This window comes from Acinetobacter sp. YH12152, from assembly GCF_013418285.1.
In the GTDB taxonomy this organism is placed as follows: Bacteria; Pseudomonadota; Gammaproteobacteria; order Pseudomonadales; family Moraxellaceae; genus Acinetobacter; species Acinetobacter amyesii.
In genome coordinates, this window is the sequence record NZ_VPCH01000051.1 from 1 (window position 1) to 24,928 (window position 24,928).

Below are 24,928 nucleotides of genomic sequence, written 5' to 3' on the forward strand. Positions count from 1 at the left end.
ACTGAGGATCAGAAAGCTTGTTTGAATCGATGTATTTCATCCGCAGATTATGCACGAATGCTAAGAAATCCGGAGTGCAAATATTAACCAAAAAGAAGATCGTTTTTTGATTTATGAAAGAGATCTATTAAGTTGGCTTTCTAGTAATACAGCACCAAATTGCTCACGCAGATCTTTTTTCAGCATTTTCCCTGTGCCACTCAATGGAATAGCATCCACGAAAATTACTTTATCAGGTACCTGCCATTTAGCAACTTTATCTGCATAATAATCCAAAATTTCTGTATCAGATAAATCAACATCTGGCTTTTTAATCGCAATTAATACAGGACGCTCATCCCATTTCGGATGAGTAGCTGCAATCACTGCTGCCATTGCAATTTTGGGATGTCCCATAGCTAAATTTTCTAACTCAACAGAAGAAATCCATTCACCGCCCGATTTGATCAAATCTTTTGAACGGTCACTAATTTTTAAGAAACCATCTTCGTTCAGGGTTGCAATATCCCCGGTATCAAACCAACCATCTGAGGTTAATGCAGATTCTGTTTTGCCAAAGTAATTGCCAATAATCCAATGCCCTTGGATCTGTAAATTACCCGTCGTTTCGCCATCACGTGCAACTTCGTGTGTACCGTTTTCTTCATCGGTAATACGTAAATCGACCCCAAATGGTGGACGACCTTGAGACAATCTTACTTGTAATTGTTCTTCTTCAGATAATAATAAATGTTTGGCTTTAAACTGGTTTGAAGAACCTAATGGACTGGTTTCAGTCATCCCCCAAGCATGAATCGTTTCACAGTTAAATTGTTCTTTAAAGACTTTCAACATCGCAGGTGGGCAAGCAGATCCACCCACCACATTTCGCACTAAACTTTGGAGCTGACTGCCCGCTTGCTGCGCAGCATTGATTAATCCCTGCCAAATTGTTGGAACACCTAATGCAACGGATACTTTATAGTCATCAATCATTTGTGTCAGGCTCGCACCATCTAAACCTGGGCCTGGCAGCACTAAAGTACATCCCACCATTGCCGCAGCATATGGCGTACCCCATGCATTGACATGGAACATCGGTACAACGGGCATCATAATATCTCTCGCTGAGATATTTAATGAATCCGGCATACAAATCGCATAACTGTGTAAGACTGTTGAACGATGACTATACAACACGCCTTTCGGATTGCCTGTGGTACCCGAGGTATAACATAACGAACTAGCCGATAATTCATCTAATTCTGGCCATGTATAGTCTGCAGATTGCCCCGCGATAAGTTCATCATAAAACTTCACATCGGGCACCGCTTCAACAATCGCTGCATCTGGTCCATCTAAACAAATAAAATGTTCAACAGATTTTAATAATGGTTTTACTGCTTTGATTAAAGGCAAAAAGGTTTTATCAAATAACATGACGCGGTCTGCGGCATCATTGATGATAAAAATTAATTGTTCAGGAAATAAACGTGGATTAATGGTGTGACATACATAACCACTACCTGAAATAGCGTACCAAGACTCTAAGTGACGATGGTTATTCCAAGCGATGGTCGCAACACGATCCCCTAAATTTAAACCGAGTGATGCAAGAACATTGGCAAATCGTTTTGAATTTTTATGGACTTCACCCCAAGTGGTTTTCGTAATCGTCGTGTCTGTATTTTTTGAAATTACTAAACTATCCGCATGATAGCGACCCGCATGTTCAATCATGCTACTAATCAAAAGCGGTTTAAACATCATATTACCAAGCATTCTTTGCTCCCACATTCATCCATATTGAGTTGTTGTTTTTCCGCACTGTCCTGCAGATTTTTTAAAACTTTGCGCCATGTCAAAAGTGATTATTCTTTAACGACAAGGTTGAAAGCAGTAGATATGAAACGCATATCCAAAACTGATTCTTATGTTTTAACCTTAATTGATTTTAGAATCCACTGTTTTATTGCTCAAAATATGAATGCTTTAGTGGTATAAAATGCAAAAATTAAAACTTTAGCCCTATTCAAAATATAGTCTTATTTAGTTATAACACTGCTGCTTTAAAAAATGTCGTTTTCAGTTATCAAATAATCGACTGAGTCAATTAGCATAAAAAAACCCAGTCTAGATACACTGGGTTCATTCGTTGCATTAGCCGTTGTAGTTAAGTTGAAATAGTTACAGTACTTCAAACTCAATACGACGGTTTTTCTTACGACCTTCAGGCGTAGCATTGTCTGCTACAGGCTTATTTGATCCCATCCCTTCAGTACTTAAGTTCGCCGCTGCAATATTTTTTGAAATCAGGTAGTTTTTAACTGCATTAGCACGATCTTGACTTAAACTTAAGTTTTTCTCAGGATTTCCTGAGCTGTCTGTGTGACCAATAATTCGTACTTTTTTCCCACCGACACGGTTCAATGCGACAACCATTTCATCTAAGATCTGTACCCCAGATGGCGCTAAAATGGCACTGCCCGATTCAAATTCAATAATACGATTACGTAAAGCCGCATCAATAATAGCCTGTTCAGCCTGATTGACAGAAAGCTGTGCATTGAAACGAAAAGGTGCTGTGACCAAAGACTGAAACTTGGTGGTCGTGGGTTGGATATCGTTTTGATTTGACATCTTTCCACTTAAATCGACTTGCGTTCCGCGTACAGAGAGTTTCCCCTGTTTTACTTTCTTTAAGTCATCATTAATCATCTGGCTTACGCTATTGCCCCAACCATTGGGTGCAGTAACCGCTCGAACCTGAATTTTATCAACCACATTTGCCTGACCATAGGTCAAATAGGCTTTATTTAATATTTCTTGCTTGGTTGCTTCATTCGGTACAGCTCCTTCAATCACAATAGGTTCTGCCCAGAGCAAAGCCGAACAGCCTAAAATGCACACACTCGCAAGAAATTTGGGCAACATTGGTAAGATTCTTTGCATCATTATTCTTCTATAAAAGTCTGTCTAAAAAGTTTAATGCCATGAATAAGGCTGATCTGACGCTCACTCAAAGACTGTTCCAAAACGGCTAAGCCTGCATTTTGTTCAAGATAAGGATCAATCCAACTGGCATCGATCAGGGAAACCCAATGATCACTTTGCATATTTTGGGTAAAAACATCACTGAGTGCAGTAATATCAGCACCTTGAAAACCAAATAGTAAAACAGGTGAATCACTGTGTAGGATGCCAATGAATAACTCAGCATCTTGGTTTTCGACAAAGCGACTAATCAAATTGACCCAAAAAGCCGCGATTTCATAGCAGTAACTAATATTATTGATCGGTAAGATCAACACTTTATTCAACCGAGACGTGCCCTGATGAATAATCGGTTGTAGCAGCAAACCGAGACCAATCATGCTTTGCGCCAACTGATAAGGCGTAAAATTCAATAAACGTGCAAATGAATGCAAAGTATGGTGCTCATAAAAAGAAGAGGTTTCTTCTGTTCCGAATACTTGGATTTCGTTATTCAGTTTGCCTAATTTATCGAGCAAAATATCGGGATCGCGAATAGAACGCATCACTCGGTTACGCTGATATAAGTCAATCAAAGTCTGTTTATAACGATATGGTGCATACAAAATATTATCGAAAGGATCATCGATTTCTAGCAGATGAGCGAGCACCATTGGAAATTGACGCTTTGAACTGTCTTCACTGCTAATCAAATTGGCAACCAAAAAACGCTTATCTTTTGGACTGGCAATAAAGAAATCTAATGAAGGCAGTGAGTTATACGCTGCATTAAAATTGTCTGAACGCATAGCGAACTCAAGCGCCTCCGTGATCCACTGATCGATTAACTGAATCAGTGAATATTGTTCACGGCTCTTTAAGAAGTCACCACGAGCTGGACATTTCCCATAATACAGCGGTATCGTTCTCACTTCATACATCGTCACACTCCTTGCTCTTTTGCACGAATGCCACCGCTCTCATTTTTAAATTCATCATCATGGTGTTGCTGTTCCTTGTACAACACTCATCGGTGAAGTCGCTGGTGGCGCTACAGGTGCTTGTCCTGCTGGCATCGTTTGCGCTGCTACGACACGAACACCTTTATTCGTCACCACTTGATCAACAAGAGTCATACCTGAATAGCCTGAACCTGTAGTTGGGCCAGATGCGTTACCACTAATTAAACGGAAGTTCACTTTTACAAACACTTTTGGATTTTGTTTGCTACGCCACACCATTTCAAATGAATTACCATTTTGAGTACGCTGAGCGCCTTCAATCAATCGGTTAATACCATATTCACCCGGCTCATCAAAAATCGTATGCGTTTGACCTTCCAAGTCAATTGCAGTAATACGTGCACCCGGAATTGCCCCTTTATTTGGCCACACGAAGTTCACCCATTGCTGAACACCATTTTCATACACCATACGCTGACCATCAATATCAATGGTATATGAAAGCAACTGTGTATTTTCTAATGGGAAGAATTGGAAGTTCGATTGATTGGTTGCCGCAGGTGCTGCTTGACTCAATTCCCCTGTAGCAACGCCATTACTTGGCGCAACATAGCGTTGGAAATTCGCTACAAATTGTGGATTTAAACCAATGCCCAAATCTTTCCATGTTTTCGTGGTTAAGGTATAGCCACGACGAATCACCAATGGATCTAAATATTCTTTTACAAAGCGAGCGATACTTCCGTTTTCACCAAAAATTTGGCTAATTTCATTACTGGTCGCTTGTAAAGTAGCATTACTATTAAATGGATATTTAGGTGCAAGATTGGTTGTAAATGGTTGATACGCCTGCATTGCCCATAATTTATTAATTTCGTTTTGAGCTGGAATCAAAAGAACTTCAAATGACTGAGTCACCGGCTGCATAAAGAGTTTTTGAATCAACTGTTGATCTAATTCATTCAGACCCACAGACATTTTTTCATCCACAAATTTTTGCGTGCTATTAAAGACAGAGTTTTGATCATTGATGGTTTGTTTCACCAATGTCATGCTTGCAGGCCCCATATCACCGCCACTCTTCAAATCATTGAACTTACTACGTACTTGACTCAAAGACAGCATGTATTCATCTAAAATTGATTTGTTTTGCTGATCATCACGCTTACGAACTAGTTGATAGAACACATCAAACTCTTTTGCAATAACACCTTGACCGGCTTTTGAAGCAACTTGCTGTGCCTGCTGCGCATCATCACGGCTAAGAACTTTACGTTTAAACCAGGCAATAAAGCCTTTCTGAGGTGCAGCCAGTTCTGCTTGAACAATTGGATTATCCCAGCTGGTTTCTTTTGCAATACGGTCGACAACTTTACGAATTGGCGAATTTTCAGGTTCACCTAAAATATCGATAAAACGTGACTGCTGAGCGACATCTGCGCCTTTGCCATAATGCACAGCATTTAAAAATTTACGCCATTCAGCGATATATTCCTGTTTATAAAGTTCGGTTAACTGTTTACTGATCTGGTCTGGACTACCACTAAACGTCAGGTCATCAGAACGATTGGTATTGAGTACCCAATCTTGAGTATCAGTCGGATTATTCGCGGCTTGGTTAATCGCATCTTTTACATAATCATTCCAAGCTTGGTAAGTAAAGATACCTGGCAAGGCATAACTACCCAACATGCTGTTTTGGCCTGTTTCACCTAAAATTTGCTTCACAGTCACTGCAGGGAAACGTACCGAACCACGCATTTTAATTTCATTATAAACGCGGTCACGTGCAGGAATACCCATAGTAACAGCCGTTAATAATTGACGTGTTTGATCTACCAATAAAGGATCAGATTCCATTTGCGGGAACGCAGGATCAGCAGCTAAAGTCATCGCATAAGATAAAACTTGTTCGGCTTTTTGAATCATTTCCCCACGTGGCATTTGACCACGATTTGAATCTAACCATGAACGCCAGAAACGAGTAACTTGGTCACTCAAATGGCTCGATTCCATATATTTATGATTGCTCATCATCAAATACGCCTTCAGTGCATTGTAGGCATCCTGAGGATTGGTATCCGATGGTTCTAAATATGGCTGATTTGATTTCACCGCTTGAGTAATTTGTACATTGACGTGATTTTCTTTCAACGTCGATTCATTGGCTTTGACACGTTGTAAGTACTGCGCCATATTTTGCTGAGATGGTGCTAATACAATTTGTTGAATACCTCGTAAATACTCAACTTTGAGTTTTTCACGAATTTTATTCCCTTGGTATAAACCAAAGCTATATTTCAAAGGACGATCTTCATCAAAGTGATCGAGCTGCTGTAAATGCCCTTGTAATATCAGCAATGCATCCAATTGAGTCGAAAGCTCACTTCCGCTACGGCTTTCCATTTGCACAACTTTGTCTAAGTCAGCTTGAACTTCCGCCACGAGTTGTTGGTTATTACGATACGACCAAACCCATAACCCAAGCACCACAGCAACCAATAACAATGCAGCAATAAATGCCATAAAGCGCTGACGTTTACGTGCAGGATTGATATGTTGTTTAACTAGATTTTTATCTTTTAAAATGACGGTTGAAAAGAGTCCTTTTAAGAAATAACCATGGTCTTGCGAAACAGAATTCGTAGGAATGCCAAACTCACTATCCGTACTTTTCACCAAATGAAAGTCTTCAGCGATTTGCTCCGTCATTGGACTTTCAATCACACCTTCTTGCAACGCACTGGTGAAATAGAACCCACGGAATACCGGTTTAAACTGATAAGGGTTGTCTTGAAACAACGTACCAATAAAAGTTTTGAGCACTGGCTTTAAACTTTTAAACTCAAGTGGAAATGTCATTACACTTGGAGAAATATTTTGCGAATGACGACGACTCAAGTGCGTAGTACTGACGCTCTTCAAACCATCATATAAAATTGAATAATGCTTTTCGAACATCTCAACAGCATGTTCGGATGAGTCTGGATCATAAGGTAGTGTTGCACCCCAAACTTGATCAAATTCATCCTTATCATAACAATCAAAAAATTCTGTAAAGCCAGCAATCAAATCCATTTTTGAAAAAACGATATACACTGGCGCAAAAATTTCTAAACGTTCCGTCAAATCCTGTATACGTGCGCGTAAGTTTTTGGCTAATTTGATTGATTTTTCAGGACTTTGACTAACAAGCTCCGCCACAGAAACAATCACGATTAAACCGTTAATTGGTGCTTTAGAACGGTTTTTCTTGAGAATATTTAAGAAACCTAACCATTCTGAATGGTCTTCGGCATAAACAGAATATCGACCTGCGGTATCGAGTAAGACACCATCTGTAGAGAAAAACCAATCGCAGTTACGAGTACCACTTAGACCTGCCGACACCATTTTCTGATGAGTTTCTTCAAATGGAAATCTAAGACCAGAATTATAAATCGCTGAACTTTTACCCGCTGCTGGGTTACCAATCACCATGTACCAAGGTAATTCATATAGGGCTGCATTACCCTTTTTGTCGCCGAGTTTTGATTTACGGATAAGTTGAATCGAGTCTTTCATTTGCTGATTGATCAGCGCAAGTTCTTCTTTATTTTTTTGTTTACCGTATTCAGCTTCATTATCCTTGGCAATCGCCTCAGCAAGTTCCTCGCCTTGCTGTTTATGACGATAATGCTGTACTAATTCATATATACCCCACAGAATTAATCCGAGAATATAAACAGCAACCACAATATAAAAAGTCTTTTGCGGAATCGAATTATGCATGGCAACAATGGCCACAAAAAATGACAAAGCCACCATCGCTTTAGGATTGGTGACGTACTGCCAAACATAACCGAGGATCGTATAAAATAGTGTGTTCACAATGTTCTCAATTTCGTCTTAATTCTAATTAAACAGTTTCTTGTTCAAGTTCATCTTCTACTGAAAATGCTTGAATAAAAGCAAATGTCGATTCTTGGTCTGTGCTATAAATCATGGCAGTTAACTCTTCTGGCAAGTGCATACCCAACATGAATCCAAAAATTTTTGCCAATTGCTGGGTATTTCCAAGATTCTGTTTTGTATATAAAAAATGATAGGTTTCAATCGCTGTTTCATTAAATTTATACTGTAATTTTTTCACCACTTTCATATCCGTTGCATCATCTAACATCAATAAAAAGGGTTGTTCTTGATCATACTGATCTAAATTATTCAGTGCTTGAAGCTCTAAATGACGTTTCAACTCAGGCTCATGTGCCACCACTTGTAGCACTTTATTTGGAGTTAAACCTCGAACTTGAACGTCTGAAGCAGCCAAACACCAACTCGATGCAAATTCTGCAGCAATGTATTTTTCTTGTAACCACATCTTTTCATCAATCCATTCTTGATCGATTTCAGAGTCAGCATTGAGAATCAAACTGACTTCAAACTTTTGTTTTGAAATCATCTCTAAAATGCTTAACCATTCTGAATAAGCGACTTGAGTGCCGATAAAATGTGGCTCGATATGAATTTGTTCGGGAATGATCGAAAATCCGTCAGATAAATACTGCTGAATAATTTGAGCATAATCATCATTCCATTGATGAATCAAATTATCAGCAAGCAAAATATGGACATTTAAACGATTTAAACGTGAAACTTGCTGTGCATAGTTCGCCAAATGTTCTGAATGTTCATCTTGCGTATAATCTGGATCCACCCAACCCGGATGCATACGGTACTGATATGCCAATTCACTATCATAAAAGAGTGCTGATTGCTTCAGATGCTCTGCAATTAAAAATAGACTTTCAACGTGTTGCTCTAGTTGTTGCTGAATAAGTGACTGGATTCGTTTTTCACGCATGGTGATGGCACTATATTCATCATCTGCTTCTTCATTAGTGAGTTCATCTAAATCTTTGATTCGAAATGAAAGAACAGGCAAACCGTATGCATTAAATAACTTATCATCGAGTTCAGGACTTTTGAATTGTTGAATATCTTGGATAATTTGTTCGTTTTCACCAAAACTATGCCAAGCCGCTGAAGAATAAACATTTAAACGAAATTGCTGTACATCAATAGGCTTTGGTTTTGCTTGTTCAATGGCCTCAAGTTGTTGTTGCTCAGCTTGTTCTTCTGCACGTTTTTCAGCTTCAAGTTTTTTTTCTTTTTGATGTTGAATGCCCTTGTAAAGCAAATAAGGCGACAAAATAATTGCACATAAAGCTAAAGGAAGAAGTAAAAAGTATGTGACTAAATCGAAAGCTGTCGGGTCATAGCCTGTATCTCGCCAGTAAAAAATCACGAAAGCAGTACACAAAACAAAAAGCGTACTAAAGGTTCCAATTATTAATTTCAGCATTATTATAAATTCCCCATTAAGGCATAACAGGTTTCTGTATTATCGACCTGTTTATTCGGCTGTAAAAATGCTCCCTGAGCTAAACCAATTCCGCTCAAAGAATTTAAACACACCGGTTTTATTTCTTCTTTTTGTAAAATTAAGCGCACATCCACCATTAATGTTGGACTGCACCAAGTTTGAATCATTTGTTTTAATTTTAGGCTGCGTGCCTGATTCGGTAAAAATGTTAAATAATCTTCATGATTTAAAGGTCCAATCACGATTTCAATTTTTTCGTCAATCTGTTGAATCTTCTCACCACAAAAAGTATTCAGCCCCAATAAGCTTGGCTGAGATCCACCTAAACATGTTCTCTGATCTTCTTCAAATACAAAAGTTTCAGGGATAAATTCTCGAATATCAAATTTCTGCTTAAAGATACAATTCAGCATGGTTTTTAATGCATAAGCTGTATTGTTTTGCCCCTGCATTAAACCTGAGAATTCAGCAAAATAATCATCTAAATCTGGCTGATCATGCTGGCTACGGATATAACCATTTAATGCATGTAAAATATCAAGATAGTGATTATCCTGCTCGATTTCATAACGAATAGGTAAATGATAATTTAAACTGGCATCAACATAATGTGCTGTTAATTTATGATTAAACAGCCCTAAAAACTTTTGAGTTTCGTGTCGCTGATGTCGCCCGCTGAGCTTAATCTTATTGGTATAACTATAAGGTAATGCACCTTGAATACCCGTTAAACCTACCATTAAATTTGTCAGTTCAACTTTCTCATCGTTGAACTCTAAACTTTCAATTTCAGTGTTCGGGAAGTTCAGATTAAGTGAACTATTAAACTCAAAGTCATTTGCCCAGTGAACTTGAGCCGCTCCATAAGGTGCATGTCTTAACAAACGAGTGGCTTGAACAAACTCGTAGGCTTTCGGTTCTTGGAAAAGTCCGTCAATTACAGAGCTTTCTTGCCACCAACGTTCTGCACGCATTGGTATAACTCCTGTTGACTATTTGCATCAAAAACCGAGACATCGACAAAGCTGTTCATATTGACTTTTAAATTAAAGATATGGGCCAGCAATTGACTAAATATATATAGGCTATGTCCTCTAAATATATCCGCATCGATATCGAGCTGTACTTTTAAACCTCTGACAAATAATGGAAATGGTTTACTATCCACAAGTTTCTGCGTAGTAGAAAACTGAATCTTTTTTATGGAGTCGATAATAATTTGGTTTTCTTTTGATTTAGGTAAATTATACAATTCCAAAAGTTCTTTAATATGAGAGACCGCATCGCCTTTCATTAAAGACATATTATTCAAAGATAAATGTGAAATGACCCGCCACTGTTCTTGTTTATTTTGCTCAAAATAATACGGTAACGACGGTCGTTTGAGCATCAGAGCACGACGTGCCAAATTACTATCATTCAGTGTTAATGCATTCTGATCTTTATTATAACTTTCGTAAGGTAACTCACGATTACTACACAAAAGTTCAGTACTAATAAAATCGGACTGAGTACTATGCGGGTCTAAAGCACGAGATATGATTGAATAGTTTAATTCCTGATGTTTATTCTTCATCTGCTGCGGATTTAAACTATAAAAAAACTGGACTTTATCTTGATGATAATGACTCATTGCAAAAAAAGGCAGTACCGGATAATACACTTCATCTTGGTTACTTTTTTCACGCACCATATTCATTTTTAAAATGCTATAGGCCTGAAAATATTCAGGATGGTGCGCATCTGTCACCAATGGATATTCCATTCGCTTATGATTAATCTTTTGCGGCTCTGCTTGTTTATTGAAGAGATTAACGATTGGTGTAGCAAACAATTTAAAATTTGCAGCATTTAATTCAGAATAATTTCGAATTGCCGCTTGATCGTTTAAATTAAGCTTAAAGTGCATTTGAACATCAAATTCACTGTGTTCTAAACTTAAAAACTTAATGAAATCTAAATTTAGATTTAAAAAATTGAATTTTTCAGGAACACAAAAATATTCCATCAATAAACGATATGCATGATGCGTATGCTGATCGATAGGTAGAACACTTTGAACTTCATCAAAGCCCATAATTTCAAATGGATTGGCAATATCAAAAATGTGCTGCCCCACACGAATCGAAAAACTCGTAGTCGATTTAAAAATACTATCTAAAACCTGTAAAGGAAAATTAGAAATAGCGTCTAAAAATATCGGCAAAGTTTCATTTTTGAGTAAAGCGTGCTTATTCGAAAAAATTTCAAATCCTAAGCTCAATGTAGCATTTTGATTTAAATGCATATGTGCCGATGGATGAGTTTTGAAATTGAGCTGTTTTAATTGAATCGGTAATAAAGTGACTTCTTGTACCGTCTGATATTCACATTGAACACCACGCGTACTTTTGGCTTTTAGACTGGTCGCCTTTGGAATAACGTGTCGATCTGTTAATTGCTTAATTTTATTTATATCTTCGAAGCTCACCACAGAACATGCAGGAAATGGTTTTAAATATTGAGGAAACATCACCTCAAAAATTGAACGGGTAAAAACGTCATAACTATCTGCAAGTTTTTTATCAATCCGTGCAGAAATTAGAGAAAATGCTTGAATTAAACGCTCAATATGCGGGTCATCTATTTGTTCTTGGTTTAAAGACAAACGCTGGGCGATTTTGGGGTATTTACTGGCAAATTCACGGGACTGTTGTCCAAATTCCTGTAGTTGTTTTTCGTAATACGGTAACAGCTCTTCAATCACAGATAACCCACTTCATTAAGCTCTTGGAGAAATAACATATTGTTGTGTTGTTGGTTTTAATAAGGCATCAAAAATAACCGGTTCATATAAAGGATGAATATTTAAATATGCCTGAATACTTAAACATAGTGCCCCCATATTATGACCATCCATGAGCATTTCGACTCGAATCTGCTTTAAACGCGGCTCATGTGCAGCAATCGATTGTTCAATTGACTGACAAATTTTGTCACGATCCGATGGATTTGCTGTCGATAAGCCCACAAAATCGATAATGCCAAATTGCAAAATAGACTTTTTTGCTAATGGAAAGTCATCAATCAGTTCATCTAATTTTGCCACACGACTATTGAGGAGATCCTCTAAATCGGAAGCAACAGATTCACGAAGTTCTTGCAAAGACAGACCTTGAGTCTGTTGAGCATCAGCTGGTAATAAGCGGTCAAATAATGTCGTTCTAAAACCATAAGGATAAAGCTGATCGAGATTCATATCTTCTTATAAATATTTAAAAAAATGAAAATAGAGGCTACCCAAGTTAGCCTCTATCTGAATCCATCTATTACGCTGCGTATGAAGCAGTGTTGTTAGATAATGACCACTTCTTAGTAACAGCACCTTTCGCAGTACCGTTAATATCTTGTTGGTTATATGTCCACTCTACTGCAGCATATTTCAAACCAAATGATTCGTGTGGAACACCTTCATCATTTACGGTTGGTGTCACACTAGAAACCAACACATGTTTCAGTTTGATTTGAAGATATTTAATGCGTTTGTCGCCATTCGCACGGTAAAAATCAATTTGAACTTCATCAAATGTATAACCTGCTGAACATGCTTCCCAAAGTTTAGGGCTTGTCGCATCTAAATCTTTAACAAAAACCATGTCAGAATGTTCTACACGTTCTGCGGTGTGACCACCCACACTGGAAGAAGTCGCAGATTTAGGTTGACGGATGTTATGCGTCCAAGAGTTTACTTCTAACCAACTCTTGTGCTCTGCATCACGAGATTCGCCGTCTACTTTGTACTTACCACGAAATTGAATGTATATATCTTTCATTGTTCTGAATACCTATTTATTTAAAGTTATTATAGTGTTGACCCAAAATTAATTTGAGGACTGAGGTAACTCGGTCACAAGTCGTAATGAAACAGACAACTCATCCAACTGGAAATGTGGTCTTAAGAAAACCACAGATTTGTAGTGACCAGGCAAAGCTGGATTTTCTACAACTTTTACAGAAGCTTCACGCAATGGATACTGAGCTTTAGCTTCTTGAGATGCACCATCATCAAGTAATACATATTGCGATAACCACTCATTTAAGAAGGTCTCAACATTACCTGCTGATGCAAAACTACCTACTTTGTCACGCATCATTGCTTTTAAATAATGTGCAATACGTGAAACTGCCATGATGTATTGGATCTGGCTAGACAATGCAGAGTTTGCATTAGCTGTATCGCTGTCATATTTTTTAGGTTTTTGCGTCGATTGCGCACCGAAAAATGCTGCATAATCAGTATTTTTGCAATGAACTAACGGAATAAAACCAAGATCACTCAGCTCTTTTTCACGACGGTCGGTAATGGCAATTTCAGTTGGGCATTTAAAGACCACTTCACCATCATTGGTTTTGAACGTATGGACAGGCAAGCCTTCAACTAAACCACCACCTTCTACACCACGAATCGCAGCACACCAGCCATGCATATCAAAAGCATTGGTTAAACGTGTACCAAAAGCATAAGCCGCGTTCATCCATAAATATTCATTGTGGTTTTCGCCGGAAACTTCTTCAACGAAGTTAAAGCCTTCAGTGGCAATGCCTTCTTTTGGATCATATGGCAAACGACCCAATACACGTGGCATTGTCAACGCAACATAACGTGCATCGTCACTTTCACGGAATGAACGCCATTGTACATATTCTGCTGTTTCAAAGATTTTAGATACATCACGCGGACGATCAATATCAGTAAAAGACTCTAGTCCCAACATATTCGGGCTAGCAGCCGAAATAAACGGTGCATGTGCAGCCGCCGCGACATGTGAAATTTGCTCAAGCAAATACATATCAGAAGGTGTACGGTCAAACTCAAAATCACCAATCAGTGTTGCATAAGGTGCACCACCGAATGATCCATATTCTTCTTCATAGATTTTTTTGAACAATGTGCTTTGGTCAAAATCGGTCGCACCTTGGAAATCTTTAATCAGCTCTTTTTTCGTCGTATTTAACATACGAATTTTTGTTAGAGAGTTTGAAGGCGTTTCTTGGCAGAAATAATACAAACCGCGCCATGTCGATTCAATTTTTTGAAATTCAGCATGGTGCATGATTTTACTTAACTGAGATGAAATCAACGCATCAATTTCAGCAATACGCTTATCAATTGATAAAGTCATATTGTCCGAAACGGTGATGGTACCTGCCATGACTTCTTTGGCAAGCTCACCGATCAGACTTTTTGCACGATCATGTTCTTGATCTGTACGCGCAATACGACTTTGTTCAACAATTGAATCTAAAAGCGAATATTCTTCAGTTGCTTCAAGGTTTGCAGCAGTTGCAGTATTAAAATTACTCATTTTCTGCCTCCACACTCAACTTACGAATTTGATCAGTGTTATGTAACACTTCATCCAGTAAATCTTCTAAGCGTTCATTATTTGAAATTTTATTACGCAAGTCAGACAGACGCTCACGCGCGGCAACTAACTTTTGTAATGGATCAACCTGTTGTACAACTTGCTCTGGAGTGAAATCGGCCATGCTCTTAAATGTAAGATCTACCGACATTTTTCCACCGTCTTCAGTCAAGGTATTCTCAACTTGAAAATTAGCACGTGGCGCTAAAGACTCCATTACCTCATCAATATTATCTAAATCAACATTAATGAATTTCTTGTCTTTTAATTTAGTTTTCTCTACTTCAGATGCCGCAGAGAAATCACCTAACACCCCTACAACGAATGGTAACTCTTTAATTTCTTTACCGTCGCCAACTTCAACATCGTAAGTCAATTGAACACGAGGAGGACGAATTCGTTGAAGTTTTTTCTGTACACTTTCACGTTTTGCCATGAGTGCTTTTCCTTGTTATTTATTCTTCAATGTATCGAAAGGTGAACCACCAGTAGCAGGTTTTTTCGCTGTAGCTTGCGGTTTTGCTGTCGTGGTGGTTTTCTTTTTACTTGCTGCTGTATTCGTTTGTTTAGGCTTCGTAGACGCTGTATTGGTTCGTTTTTTTGTAGGTATCGTCTGTTTAGATTTCACATTGCTCGAAGATTCAGTGCTTTTTTCACGAGCATCTGCTGCAGTAGACGTAGATTTATCAATCGTCGGCTGAATATAACGAATATTATCCGACAACACTTTGGCAGGAGAATAGGTCTGTTCATCTAGAGTACGATTTTCATTACTCCGCATATGATTCAGCGCATTATAAGAAATAGCGATACCTGCTAAAAAAGTGACATCAGTAAGTTCAGGCGACTGATAGTTCTTTTCTCGCAGCAGATTGACCGCTTGCAATGCTTTTAAATTGTAACCATTGGCTTGATATTTTTTGGCAATATCTACAAAAATTTCATTTTTTAAGTTCTCATTTTTCTTATTTTTTTTGTCACATAACTGATTATAAAAACCAATAATCTCTGGATCTGTATCACCTACTGCCAGTGGATAATTCTTTAAACAGGATTTTTTCACAGATGCCGCTTTATCTTTTGCAAAAACGGTTTGTGTTAAACTGGCTGCTAAAATTATAGGTAATAAAACACTAAATTTATTCAAAATTGCCTCTGTATTTCTACGTGCTAAAACTTAATTTATGTGGAGAAATCACCACTTATTTTCCCGTGGGTTTTCTCTTCATTTATCAAAATTAAAAATATGCTGCAGATTTAACAAAAAATAAGCACATAGAGTCAATACAAAAATGTGCCAAATACTTCAAAGTTTGTCGACTATTTGTTTTTTTTTGTTTCATTTTATAAAAAAATCTTTTTCCTTTTTTTATTTAGTCTGTATTATATCGCCTAAAGCAAGACACTAATAACATATAAGGTGTTGATTTTAAAGTTTTTATTTTTATAGCAAGAAAAAGAGATCACAGTCAAACTTGTAAAATTTCGTACTGTGGATTCTAAATTTGATGAGTTATTTATGAATAATTTAAAAGTTTTAATTACTAAACTTTCACCTCACGCCCGCATTTCACTTGAAAAGTCAGCCAATACATGTATTTCACAGCAAAATTATGAAATCGAAATTGAACATTTTTTACTCGAATTATTAACCTATAACAATAAAAATGACCTTCAAATACTCTTAGAAAAATACAAAGTTTCTGCAGATGGTTTGGCAGATGACCTCAAAGAAAGTATTGCTCAACTTCCAAAAGGAAATACGCGCACTCCTATTTTTGCCCAATCCATTGTGCGCTTACTTGAACAAGCTTGGTTATTAGCTTCTGCTGAACAAAATCCACAAATTCGTAGTGGTCATTTACTTGTTGCGCTCCTTACCGCGCCAGATTTATACCAAATTGCAGCAAGAGCTTCTTCTCTTTTCGATTTATTACCTATCGATACGATTAAACATAAATTTTTAGATCTTTGCCTAAAAAGCATTGAAAATGAAGATTTAGCAACTGCAACACTTGATGAAAAATCAGCAGCACAAACGAATGCAACTACGCCAGTTAAAACACCAGCTCTAGACCAATACACCATTAATCTTACTGAAAAAGCTAAAAATGGTGGCATTGATCCTGTGATTGGTCGTGAGTTTGAAATCCGCTTAATGCTCGATATTTTGATGCGTCGTCGTCAAAACAATCCGATTTTAACGGGTGAGCCTGGTGTTGGTAAAACTGCTGTCGTTGAAGGTCTGGCATTAAAAATTGCAACCAACCAAGTTCCAGATGCTTTAAAAAATGTCAGCATTCATACTTTAGATATGGGCTTACTACAAGCGGGTGCCAGTGTTAAAGGTGAATTCGAAAATCGCTTAAAACAAGTTATTCATGAAGTTCAAGCCTCTGCACATCCAATCATTTTATTTATTGATGAAGCACACACGTTGATTGGTGCTGGTGGTCAAGCAGGTCAAAATGATGCAGCAAACCTGTTAAAACCGGCGCTTGCACGTGGTGAGTTAAGAACCATTGCCGCAACCACATGGGCTGAATATAAGCAGTATTTTGAAAAAGATGCCGCATTAAGCCGACGCTTCCAAGTAATTCAGGTTGAAGAACCGACTGAAGAAGTCGCAATCGATATGCTGCGTGCCATGATTCCCGTGATGGCAAAACATTTCAATTTACAAATTGACGATGAAGCTATCGTTACTGCAGTCCATGCTTCGCACCGTTATATCACTGGCCGTCAATTGCCTGATAAAGCGATTAGTGTCTTAGATACAGCTTCTGCGCGTGTTGCGTTAACGCAAAATGCACAACCAGTAAAATTGGATCAACTTCAAGCTCAATTACATAATTTGAAGCTTGAATTGGCGATTCTTGAAAATGAACATAAGAATATTCCGATTCACCACGAACGCATTGAAAGTGTAAAAACACAAATATCCGCGCTTGAACAGGAGATTCAGTCAACAGAAACGCAGTGGAAAAAAGAACTCGAAATCGTTCAACAGATTAAAACGCTTGAACAAGAGTCCGAGCAAAAACCAGAAAATATTGAAACTTTAAGCAATATTCGTAACCAACTGGCAACGTTACAAGGTCAAACGCCGCTGGTTTTTGAACGTGTAAATGCTCAAATTATTAATGAAATCATTTCAGACTGGACCGGCATCCCTGTTGGTAAAATGGTGAATGATGAAATTCAGCAAATTTTGAAGCTTGAAGCACAGTTAGAACAACGTGTGATGGGGCAAGATTATGCACTGCATCAACTGGTACAAGGCATTAAAACCTCTAAGGCAAAATTGGAAGATCCAAATAAACCTCAAGGCGTTTTCATGCTGGTTGGCCCAAGTGGTGTGGGTAAAACTGAAACTGCACTCGCGTTAGCAAACGAGTTATATGGTGGTGAGTCACATTTAATCACCATTAACATGTCTGAGTATCAAGAAGCACATACCGTCTCGTCTTTAAAAGGTGCTCCTCCAGGTTATATCGGTTATGGCCAAGGTGGCGTACTGACAGAAGCAGTTCGCCGAAATCCATATAGTGTGGTTTTGCTCGATGAGATTGAAAAAGCACACAGCGATGTTCAAGAGCTATTCTACCAAGTATTCGATAAAGGTACTTTGGAAGATGGTGAAGGTCGTGTCATTGACTTTAAAAATACCACGATCTTATTGACTTCAAATGCAGGCTCAAGTGCCATTATGCAGGCTTGTTTAAATCAGCCAGTAGAAGAATGGCCGTCAGCAGAAGAACTTCTAGATGTATTAAAACCAGCTTTATATAAACAATTTAAGCCGGCATTTTTAGGTCGTATGCGTATCGTGCCGTATTTCCCATTGCACGATGATCTGCTCGTACGCATTATTCAGCATAAATTAGGCAAAATCACCGCGCGTATTGAAAAACAATATGGTACGCAAACACGCTATACCGATGATTTAGTCGAATTATTATTAAGTCGCTGTACTGAGGTCGATAGTGGTGCGCGTAATGTCGACAACATTTTAAATGCGACGGTCTTACCTGCTTTAGCCACTGAATTGTTGATGGCAATGAGTGAACAAAAGATTCCATCAGTCATTGAAATCGATGTCAAAGACGATGAAATTATTTATGTTTTAGATCCTAAAAGTAAACCTGCGAAAAAACGCAGCAGCAAAAAGACTAAAACCTTAGAAGCATAAGTTAGGAACGATGTAGAATATGAGTTTAGAGCTCGACGCTTTATTGCAACCGATTACGGACGATTTACCTTGCGGTAGTGATTTTTCATTTTCAAATGATTTTCATGCAATTAAAAAAGCTAAAACACAAGATGACCCGCTCTTGGATCAAGGCGACTGGATCGCAGAACCAAAACAGGCAGATTGGGGCTTTGTGCACCAAAAATCGTCAGATCTACTTCGCGAACATACAAAAGATATTCGCTTATATGGTTGGTTGCTTGAAGCGTGGACTCACATTCATGGTTTCGAAGGGATTGCCAAAGGGATTGAACTTACACAAAAAAGTTTGCAAGACTTTTGGCTACAACTTCATCCTGAAATTGAAGATGATGACCTTGATCAACGTCTAGGTTTATTACAAGGGATAATTAATCAAATCCCAACATTAATTAAATCAGTTTCAATCGTTCATGGCGCGGCAGCTTATTCCCTATCCGACTATGATCGACTACTTCATGTTCAAAACCAAAGACGTAAATCCAACCATGAAGATGATGATCAAGAAGAGTCTTTTAATGGTATGGAACAGTTTGAACATGCCTTGTTCAATACCTCAAAATCAATTCAATACCAGTATTACCAACAGTTTTTAGATATTTTAAACCATTGGGAAAACTTAAAAACGACTCTTGATGATTTGATGGGTTTAGATGCGCCAAGCTTTGCTGGCATTGACTCTCAAATCGAAATGATTCACTTGAGTTTAAAAAAAATCTATAAAGCAGATGCTTTTATCAATTCATCGAGCGCTGAACAGGTTCAATCAAATTCTCCAATTGAAAGCCAGACACTTTCCACTGTAACTTCCGTGCAGAATGATATGCAAATAATACAACAACAGCATACACAGCAGTTTAAACCTCAAGTGCAAAATCATCTTGAAAATCGTGAACAAGCCATGAAAGTCTTGCAAGATATTGCTGACTATTTTCAAGTGAATGAGCCGCATAGCCCTGTCAGTTATATGCTGCAAAAAACCATTAAATGGTCACAAATGCCTCTACATGAATGGTTAACTCATGTGATTAAGGAGGAAAACCCTCTTGAAGCTGTACAAGAAATGTTAGGTGTTCAGCAACAAAGTAATGAATCGAATAGCGACTGGTAAAAACAATGTTTAAAGCAGAAAAAATTTTATGGGGTGAAGGATTATTTTTACGCCCGCAACACTTTCAATTACAAGATGCTTATCATGAACAGCGTTTAAACCATACGGTTCGCGCAACAATACCGTTCGCTTATGGTATTCAAAGTTTAATTTTTGATGAATCACAACTCAGTACTAATATTTTGGCTTTGAATAAAGTCGAAATGATTTGGCAAGATGGCGAGATTTATCAAGCACCTGCACAAGATTTATTACCTGAGCCTATACTACTTGATTCATTAAATTTACGTGGTGAAATGCAAATTTATTTAGCATTACCGATCGTTCAACCGAATAAACGAAACGTCAATTTTGAAGAAAATACCCAATCGAGTCGCTATCATTCACATTTGACTGAAACTCATGATTTGTTTACAGATGCGACGGCTGCTGAAATTACTTTATTACACCGCCGTGCAGAGTTTAAAATCTTTGAATTAGGCCAAGAACCACAGCACAATCTTGATGGTTTTCTTTACATGCCTATTGGCCGAATTAAGCGCCAAAGTTCAGGTAATTTTGTTTTAGATTATCAATTCATTCCACCAATATTACATATTAGTTCGTGTGATTCGCTGATTACTGGGCTTAAACGAACGCTCAATATTATCAAAGCTAAAATTAAAACCATTCAATCGAATAATCGTGAAAACGAACAAAAGTTAATTGAATTCCGTTCAGGTGATATTGTGTCATTTTGGTTGGTTAATGCGCTGAATACTGCACATGCGACCTTAAATCATTTATTGCAATATCCACTGATTCATCCTGAACGTTTGTATTTTGAATTATTACGTCTGACAGGTTCTTTACTCACCTTCTCTACAGCTTATGATGTAGATCAACTCCCACAATATCAACATCATAATTTGCAAGAAAGTTTTGCTCAATTAGATGTGATTTTACGTGAGTTGCTCGATACGATTATTTCAAATCGATATATCAGTATTAACTTGAAAGAAACCCGTCAATCCTACTGGGTGGGCAGTCTTGAAAGTGACAAAATTACTCGCGATTCGCGCCTGTATTTAGCTGTTTCAAGTAGTGTAATGCCTACACATGACATTATTTCTTATGTACCACTGCGCTTTAAAGTCGGCAATACTGTCGATGTTGAACAGCGTGTCATGGCAGCATTACCGGCTGTTCCATTGCAACATATGATGCAAGTGCCAACAGCAATTCCGGTACGTTCAGGTGTGAGTTATTTTGAAGTTGAGCCAAATAATGATTTGTATCAACGTATGCTTGATTCTGAATCCATCTGCGTTTACATACCAGCTGGCTTCCAAGATATCTCGATTGAACTTATTGCAGTGATGAATGGTTAAGGAGCAATCATGAATATTTCAAATAATGCCCCTTCACTTTTTGACGATGGTCAAATTGGATTAGGCTCTTCAAAACCAAGTGCTGAACCGAAAATCAACAGTTCAACCAATTTAGTTGATCTACTGCATGATGGTTTTTACATCGTATTCTTACTCAAAAATCAATATGTTCCATCCAGCCCTGAAAGTTTCAGGACAAAAATTATGGATCTATTAAACCGATTTGAAAGCCAAGCCCGTAAGCTTCAATTCAGCAATGAAGATATCACGGACGCAAAATATGCCTATTGCGCTTTATTAGATGAAACCATTGTCACCCAACAAGATGCACGCTTTTTTGATTTACAAAACAATTGGATGATGAATCCATTGCAATTAAGTCTTTTTGGTTCACAGCTTGCGGGTTACCGCTTTTTTGAAAATTTAGAGCAAATTCGTTCTAAGAATAAAGATCGTTTAGCAGCACTTGAAGTTTATCATTACTGCATGCTCCTTGGTTTTCATGGTAAATACCGACTTGAATCGATTGAAATGCTCAATTCACTCGTTGCACGTGTCGGTGATGAAATTGATTATATGAAAGGTAAAAAGGCGTTTTCGCCTTTCGCGGCATTACCGGATCAAATTAAAAACATTATTCACCGTGAATTACCATTTTTTTGGATCATTATCTTTTGGGCTTTGTTTGCTGTATTAGCATTTGGTGGACTGAGATATATGTTATCTAGCCAAAATAATCAGGCGTTATCACAATATCAAAACGTCATAACTGCCCCATCGGAACAGGCTTATATCACCATTCATTTACCATAAGACTTAGACACCATGGCAAACGAAAAATCGAATAACGTTAGAATTTTACAGTCGACTCAAAAAAATAATTTACCGCCTTTAGCTCATGCTGCGATTGGCTTTCTTGTTGGTGCAGCGGTGATTATTGTTGTTGGCCTGGGATATTTTTATCTAAATTCTGACGATCAGCCTACAAATGCAGAAATGACTACTTCTGCCCCAACTGAAGATAAAGTTGAAACTGAGGCATCCGCTGTACCTCGTCAAAACGAAAATGAGCAAGCTTCAGCTGAAAAAGCGCAGCAAACCGTTCATGCAACTGAAGAAAAAGATCCGGATAATGACTTATATTCGAATGATTTAGCTACTGCTTTCAATCATGGTAACACGGCTAAGGCAACTCAGCCTGTTCAAGCTGTGGCGAATAACCGTTCACCTTTTGAAATTACCCAACCGCAGCGCCCTGTTGTAGCTGCTACAACAACCGTTAAATCACATATTCCAAATACTATAGCGAAACCAAAAGCTTCGCCAACAACGGCCAAGGTGACCAAGCCTACAGAGCCATCTACGAAAGTAGTGAAAGAAGATGAGCACTTCGAAGAACCGATGGGCGGAACGCAAATTTCTGAAACCAAACGTCCAAAAGTGGTTGCTGCAACAAGCACTGCCAATGCGACTGTGAGCGCTACAGTTTCTCCATGATCATTTTTTTGGTTAGTTGTTTCTTTGTCTTAGCACTGGTGACAGTGCTTTGCTTTTCTTATGAGCTAAGAATTAAAGTTCAAGATTTTTTCTTTCAAATCATTCCACAAAGTAAAAAAAGAATTCAACACGCCAAAAATTTTGCTTATGAACTGAACTATGCTGCAGCACCACAACAGATTCAATCACACTGGCATTTACAACAATGGTGGATTTTATTTGCAGGCTTTTTACTGTTTGCCAGTATTTTATTATTTGCTTTTACTCGCCCGATTACTGCAAGTAAAGTAGAAGCAGATTATTTACGCAAAGTCGATCCTCAAATTTACTCGATGCTCGATGGGCAAGTTTTAGATGCCCCTCCTGAAGTCGAAGAATATCTTGTTCAAGAAGCAATTGCAGAAGAAGCTGCAATGATTGAGCAGCCATCTGTTATGGCCTCAAGCTTTAATCCAGAAGTTCAAGATATCCATACGCATTCATACTCTACGGATGTGCCTTCAGCAGATCGTAAATGGCATAAAATGAACCCTCGTTATAAGCAGCGTTTATTGATGGTGTTCAAAATCATGCGTGAACAACATGGCTATGAAATGATTTTGCTTGAAGGTTATCGTAGTCCAGAACGTCAAAATAATTTAGCCACCAATAAAAATACCACTCGTGCCCGTGGCTTCCAAAGTTATCATCAGTTTGGTTTAGCAGCCGATGTCGCCTTTAAACGCAATGGAAAAGTGGTCATTACTGAACGAGACCCTTGGGCTATGCGTGGTTATCAACTTTACGGTCAAGCCGCTGAGTCTGTCGGTTTAACATGGGGCGGACGCTGGAAATCCATTCAAGATTATGGCCATACAGAATATCGTATGCCAGGCCTGAAAAAAACTGCAGAGATGGCGGCACTACTCACCTCTGAAGGTCAGCTTCAAGCCAATAATATTTCAATTGAGTAATATTTCGATGTTGTGCCTTCAAAATATAATTGAAGGCACATTGTATTATTCTAGATAATTTTGTATTTGCTCTATTACTTCAGTTGTTTTTTCTGCATGTAACCAATGGCCTGCGCCTTCTATCTCTACAATTTTCGCATTTGGAAATTGTTGTTCTATCGTATTGGTATGTTCCACTTTTGAAATATAAGGTGACTCTCCACCTTTGATGAACAATACAGGCTGTTGCCAAGTATTTTCAATATTTTCCCAACCAATAATCTGGTCATATTGTTTATACAACGCATCTACATTAAACAACCATTGTCCTTTGCTAAAAGACTTGAGCAGAAACTGTATCACCATATCGAAATGAATATACTCACGCATAATTTCAACCGCTTGTTGTCTAGATTGAATTTGTGCATTTTGTACAGCGATCAAAGCTTTAAATATTTCATCATGATGACGTTCTTGATATGCAAAGGGCGCGATATCCAGTACAACAAGTTGCACTACCCGCTCTGAGATTAAAGCCAATTGCATTGCGACCTTTCCTCCCATGGAATGGCCAATCACTGAAAACTTATCGATGCCAATTACATCTAATGTCTCAAGTACATCGTTTGCCATTTCACGATAATTCATTTCTGTACTTTGAGGTGATTTACCATGATTTCGTAAATCGAGCTGAATCACTGAATGTGAATTTTGAAAAGCTCTGGCAAGCATCCCTAAGTTGCTCAGGCTGCCAAATAAACCGTGAATAAAGACTAGTGGATGCGTTTCGCCTTCTAATTTTTGATGATATTCGTAATTTAGGATCATTTCTGAATACTATGTTAAATTGACATTATGATGCCTAGTTGATGGAATGAAATCAAATGACCGTTAAAATTTATTAATCACACTTAGGCTATTTTATGTAACAACTATTTAATTTGCTTAGGCTATTTAATAAAATGAAATAGCGAGCTATAGCTAAATACCAAATAAATCATTACAGTAATCTTTAAATAATTTATCAATATCTTTAACTCTAAACTTAGTTCGAATCGCCTTGACTCGTGACCACATATTTTCTATTGGATTTAAATCTGGAC

General features: G+C 38.0%; 19 protein-coding genes. 6 read left to right on the forward strand and 13 right to left on the reverse strand.

Annotated elements, in window-relative coordinates; genetic code table 11:
- Positions 1-111: 111 nt before the first annotated feature.
- The 12 genes from FTU83_RS14165 to FTU83_RS14220 form a co-directional block, all read right to left on the reverse strand.
- Complete coding sequence (locus FTU83_RS14165) at positions 112-1,761, reverse strand: long-chain-fatty-acid--CoA ligase (RefSeq protein WP_180005365.1); 1,650 nt, start codon at positions 1,759-1,761, stop codon at positions 112-114.
- Positions 1,762-2,166: 405 nt separating this feature from the next.
- Positions 2,167-2,913 (reverse strand): OmpA family protein, encoded by a 747-nt coding sequence (locus FTU83_RS14170; protein ID WP_257222640.1) that lies wholly within the window; start codon positions 2,911-2,913, stop codon positions 2,167-2,169.
- A 20-nt stretch (positions 2,914-2,933) separates the two neighbouring features.
- Entirely contained in the window at positions 2,934-3,893 is a 960-nt protein-coding gene (gene tagF / locus FTU83_RS14175; protein ID WP_180106983.1) for a type VI secretion system-associated protein TagF, read from the reverse strand.
- Positions 3,894-3,950: 57 nt separating this feature from the next.
- Positions 3,951-7,784 carry a type VI secretion system membrane subunit TssM gene (gene tssM / locus FTU83_RS14180; protein WP_180005368.1) on the reverse strand — a complete coding sequence of 1,278 codons (3,834 nt, stop codon included), beginning with the start codon at positions 7,782-7,784 and terminating at the stop codon, positions 3,951-3,953.
- A gap of 28 nt (positions 7,785-7,812) precedes the next feature.
- Entirely contained in the window at positions 7,813-9,258 is a 1,446-nt protein-coding gene (locus FTU83_RS14185; protein ID WP_180065983.1) for a hypothetical protein, read from the reverse strand.
- Positions 9,259-9,260: 2 nt separating this feature from the next.
- Positions 9,261-10,253, reverse strand: a complete 993-nt coding sequence (gene tssG / locus FTU83_RS14190; RefSeq protein WP_180005370.1) for a type VI secretion system baseplate subunit TssG — start codon at positions 10,251-10,253, stop codon at positions 9,261-9,263.
- Positions 10,217-12,025, reverse strand: a complete 1,809-nt coding sequence (tssF, locus tag FTU83_RS14195; protein WP_180005371.1) for a type VI secretion system baseplate subunit TssF — start codon at positions 12,023-12,025, stop codon at positions 10,217-10,219. Before tssF ends, tssG begins: the two co-directional genes overlap by 37 nt.
- 15 nt (positions 12,026-12,040) lie before the next feature.
- Positions 12,041-12,517 (reverse strand): type VI secretion system baseplate subunit TssE, encoded by a 477-nt coding sequence (tssE, locus tag FTU83_RS14200; protein ID WP_078190770.1) that lies wholly within the window; start codon positions 12,515-12,517, stop codon positions 12,041-12,043.
- A 70-nt stretch (positions 12,518-12,587) separates the two neighbouring features.
- On the reverse strand, positions 12,588-13,091 hold the full coding sequence (locus FTU83_RS14205) for a type VI secretion system tube protein Hcp (RefSeq protein ID WP_078190771.1): 504 nt from the start codon (positions 13,089-13,091) through the stop codon (positions 12,588-12,590).
- Positions 13,092-13,139: 48 nt separating this feature from the next.
- Entirely contained in the window at positions 13,140-14,624 is a 1,485-nt protein-coding gene (gene tssC / locus FTU83_RS14210) for a type VI secretion system contractile sheath large subunit (RefSeq protein ID WP_168379480.1), read from the reverse strand.
- Positions 14,617-15,120, reverse strand: a complete 504-nt coding sequence (gene tssB / locus FTU83_RS14215) for a type VI secretion system contractile sheath small subunit (RefSeq protein WP_078193364.1) — start codon at positions 15,118-15,120, stop codon at positions 14,617-14,619. The genes tssC and tssB overlap by 8 nt, the downstream gene beginning before the upstream one ends.
- Positions 15,121-15,135: 15 nt before the next feature.
- Positions 15,136-15,831: a hypothetical protein gene (locus FTU83_RS14220; protein ID WP_180005372.1), complete on the reverse strand. Its 696-nt coding sequence runs from the start codon at positions 15,829-15,831 to the stop codon at positions 15,136-15,138.
- A gap of 372 nt (positions 15,832-16,203) precedes the next feature.
- On the opposite strand from FTU83_RS14220, the gene tssH reads away from it, so the two are divergent.
- The 6 genes from tssH to FTU83_RS14250 are packed head-to-tail and all read left to right on the forward strand — an operon-like array spanning position 16,204 to position 23,846.
- Positions 16,204-18,876 carry a type VI secretion system ATPase TssH gene (tssH, locus tag FTU83_RS14225; protein WP_180005373.1) on the forward strand — a complete coding sequence of 891 codons (2,673 nt, stop codon included), beginning with the start codon at positions 16,204-16,206 and terminating at the stop codon, positions 18,874-18,876.
- A 19-nt stretch (positions 18,877-18,895) separates the two neighbouring features.
- Positions 18,896-20,026, forward strand: coding sequence for a type VI secretion system protein TssA (gene tssA, locus FTU83_RS14230; protein WP_180005374.1), 1,131 nt, complete (start codon positions 18,896-18,898; stop codon positions 20,024-20,026).
- A 5-nt stretch (positions 20,027-20,031) separates the two neighbouring features.
- Entirely contained in the window at positions 20,032-21,396 is a 1,365-nt protein-coding gene (tssK, locus tag FTU83_RS14235) for a type VI secretion system baseplate subunit TssK (RefSeq protein WP_180005375.1), read from the forward strand.
- Between the two features lie 9 nt (positions 21,397-21,405).
- A complete protein-coding gene (icmH, locus tag FTU83_RS14240) occupies positions 21,406-22,209 on the forward strand; it encodes a type IVB secretion system protein IcmH/DotU (protein ID WP_111885479.1) in 804 nt (267 codons plus the stop codon).
- 12 nt (positions 22,210-22,221) lie between these two features.
- On the forward strand, positions 22,222-22,893 hold the full coding sequence (locus FTU83_RS14245) for a hypothetical protein (protein WP_180005376.1): 672 nt from the start codon (positions 22,222-22,224) through the stop codon (positions 22,891-22,893).
- On the forward strand, positions 22,890-23,846 hold the full coding sequence (locus tag FTU83_RS14250; protein WP_180005377.1) for a M15 family metallopeptidase: 957 nt from the start codon (positions 22,890-22,892) through the stop codon (positions 23,844-23,846). Before FTU83_RS14245 ends, FTU83_RS14250 begins: the two co-directional genes overlap by 4 nt.
- Positions 23,847-23,891: 45 nt before the next feature.
- On the opposite strand, the gene FTU83_RS14255 is transcribed toward FTU83_RS14250, so the two are convergent.
- Positions 23,892-24,653, reverse strand: coding sequence for an alpha/beta fold hydrolase (locus FTU83_RS14255; RefSeq protein ID WP_168379488.1), 762 nt, complete (start codon positions 24,651-24,653; stop codon positions 23,892-23,894).
- Between the last annotated feature and the right edge of the window lie 275 nt (positions 24,654-24,928).

Excerpts from the sequence above, each read along its gene's own strand:
- tssG (WP_180005370.1), bottom strand. The coding sequence starts at position 10,253 with ATGCGTGCAGAACGTTGGTGGCAAGAAAGCTCTGTAATTGACGGACTT.
- tssA (WP_180005374.1), top strand. The coding sequence starts at position 18,896 with ATGAGTTTAGAGCTCGACGCTTTATTGCAACCGATTACGGACGATTTA.
- FTU83_RS14250 (WP_180005377.1), top strand. The coding sequence starts at position 22,890 with ATGATCATTTTTTTGGTTAGTTGTTTCTTTGTCTTAGCACTGGTGACA.
- FTU83_RS14165 (WP_180005365.1), bottom strand. The coding sequence starts at position 1,761 with ATGCTTGGTAATATGATGTTTAAACCGCTTTTGATTAGTAGCATGATT.
- tagF (WP_180106983.1), bottom strand. The coding sequence starts at position 3,893 with ATGTATGAAGTGAGAACGATACCGCTGTATTATGGGAAATGTCCAGCT.
- FTU83_RS14205 (WP_078190771.1), bottom strand. The coding sequence starts at position 13,091 with ATGAAAGATATATACATTCAATTTCGTGGTAAGTACAAAGTAGACGGC.
- FTU83_RS14185 (WP_180065983.1), bottom strand. The coding sequence starts at position 9,258 with ATGCTGAAATTAATAATTGGAACCTTTAGTACGCTTTTTGTTTTGTGT.
- tssH (WP_180005373.1), top strand. The coding sequence starts at position 16,204 with ATGAATAATTTAAAAGTTTTAATTACTAAACTTTCACCTCACGCCCGC.
- tssC (WP_168379480.1), bottom strand. The coding sequence starts at position 14,624 with ATGAGTAATTTTAATACTGCAACTGCTGCAAACCTTGAAGCAACTGAA.
- tssB (WP_078193364.1), bottom strand. The coding sequence starts at position 15,120 with ATGGCAAAACGTGAAAGTGTACAGAAAAAACTTCAACGAATTCGTCCT.
- FTU83_RS14255 (WP_168379488.1), bottom strand. The coding sequence starts at position 24,653 with ATGATCCTAAATTACGAATATCATCAAAAATTAGAAGGCGAAACGCAT.
- FTU83_RS14170 (WP_257222640.1), bottom strand. The coding sequence starts at position 2,913 with ATGTTGCCCAAATTTCTTGCGAGTGTGTGCATTTTAGGCTGTTCGGCT.
- tssE (WP_078190770.1), bottom strand. The coding sequence starts at position 12,517 with ATGAATCTCGATCAGCTTTATCCTTATGGTTTTAGAACGACATTATTT.
- icmH (WP_111885479.1), top strand. The coding sequence starts at position 21,406 with ATGAATATTTCAAATAATGCCCCTTCACTTTTTGACGATGGTCAAATT.
- FTU83_RS14245 (WP_180005376.1), top strand. The coding sequence starts at position 22,222 with ATGGCAAACGAAAAATCGAATAACGTTAGAATTTTACAGTCGACTCAA.
- tssK (WP_180005375.1), top strand. The coding sequence starts at position 20,032 with ATGTTTAAAGCAGAAAAAATTTTATGGGGTGAAGGATTATTTTTACGC.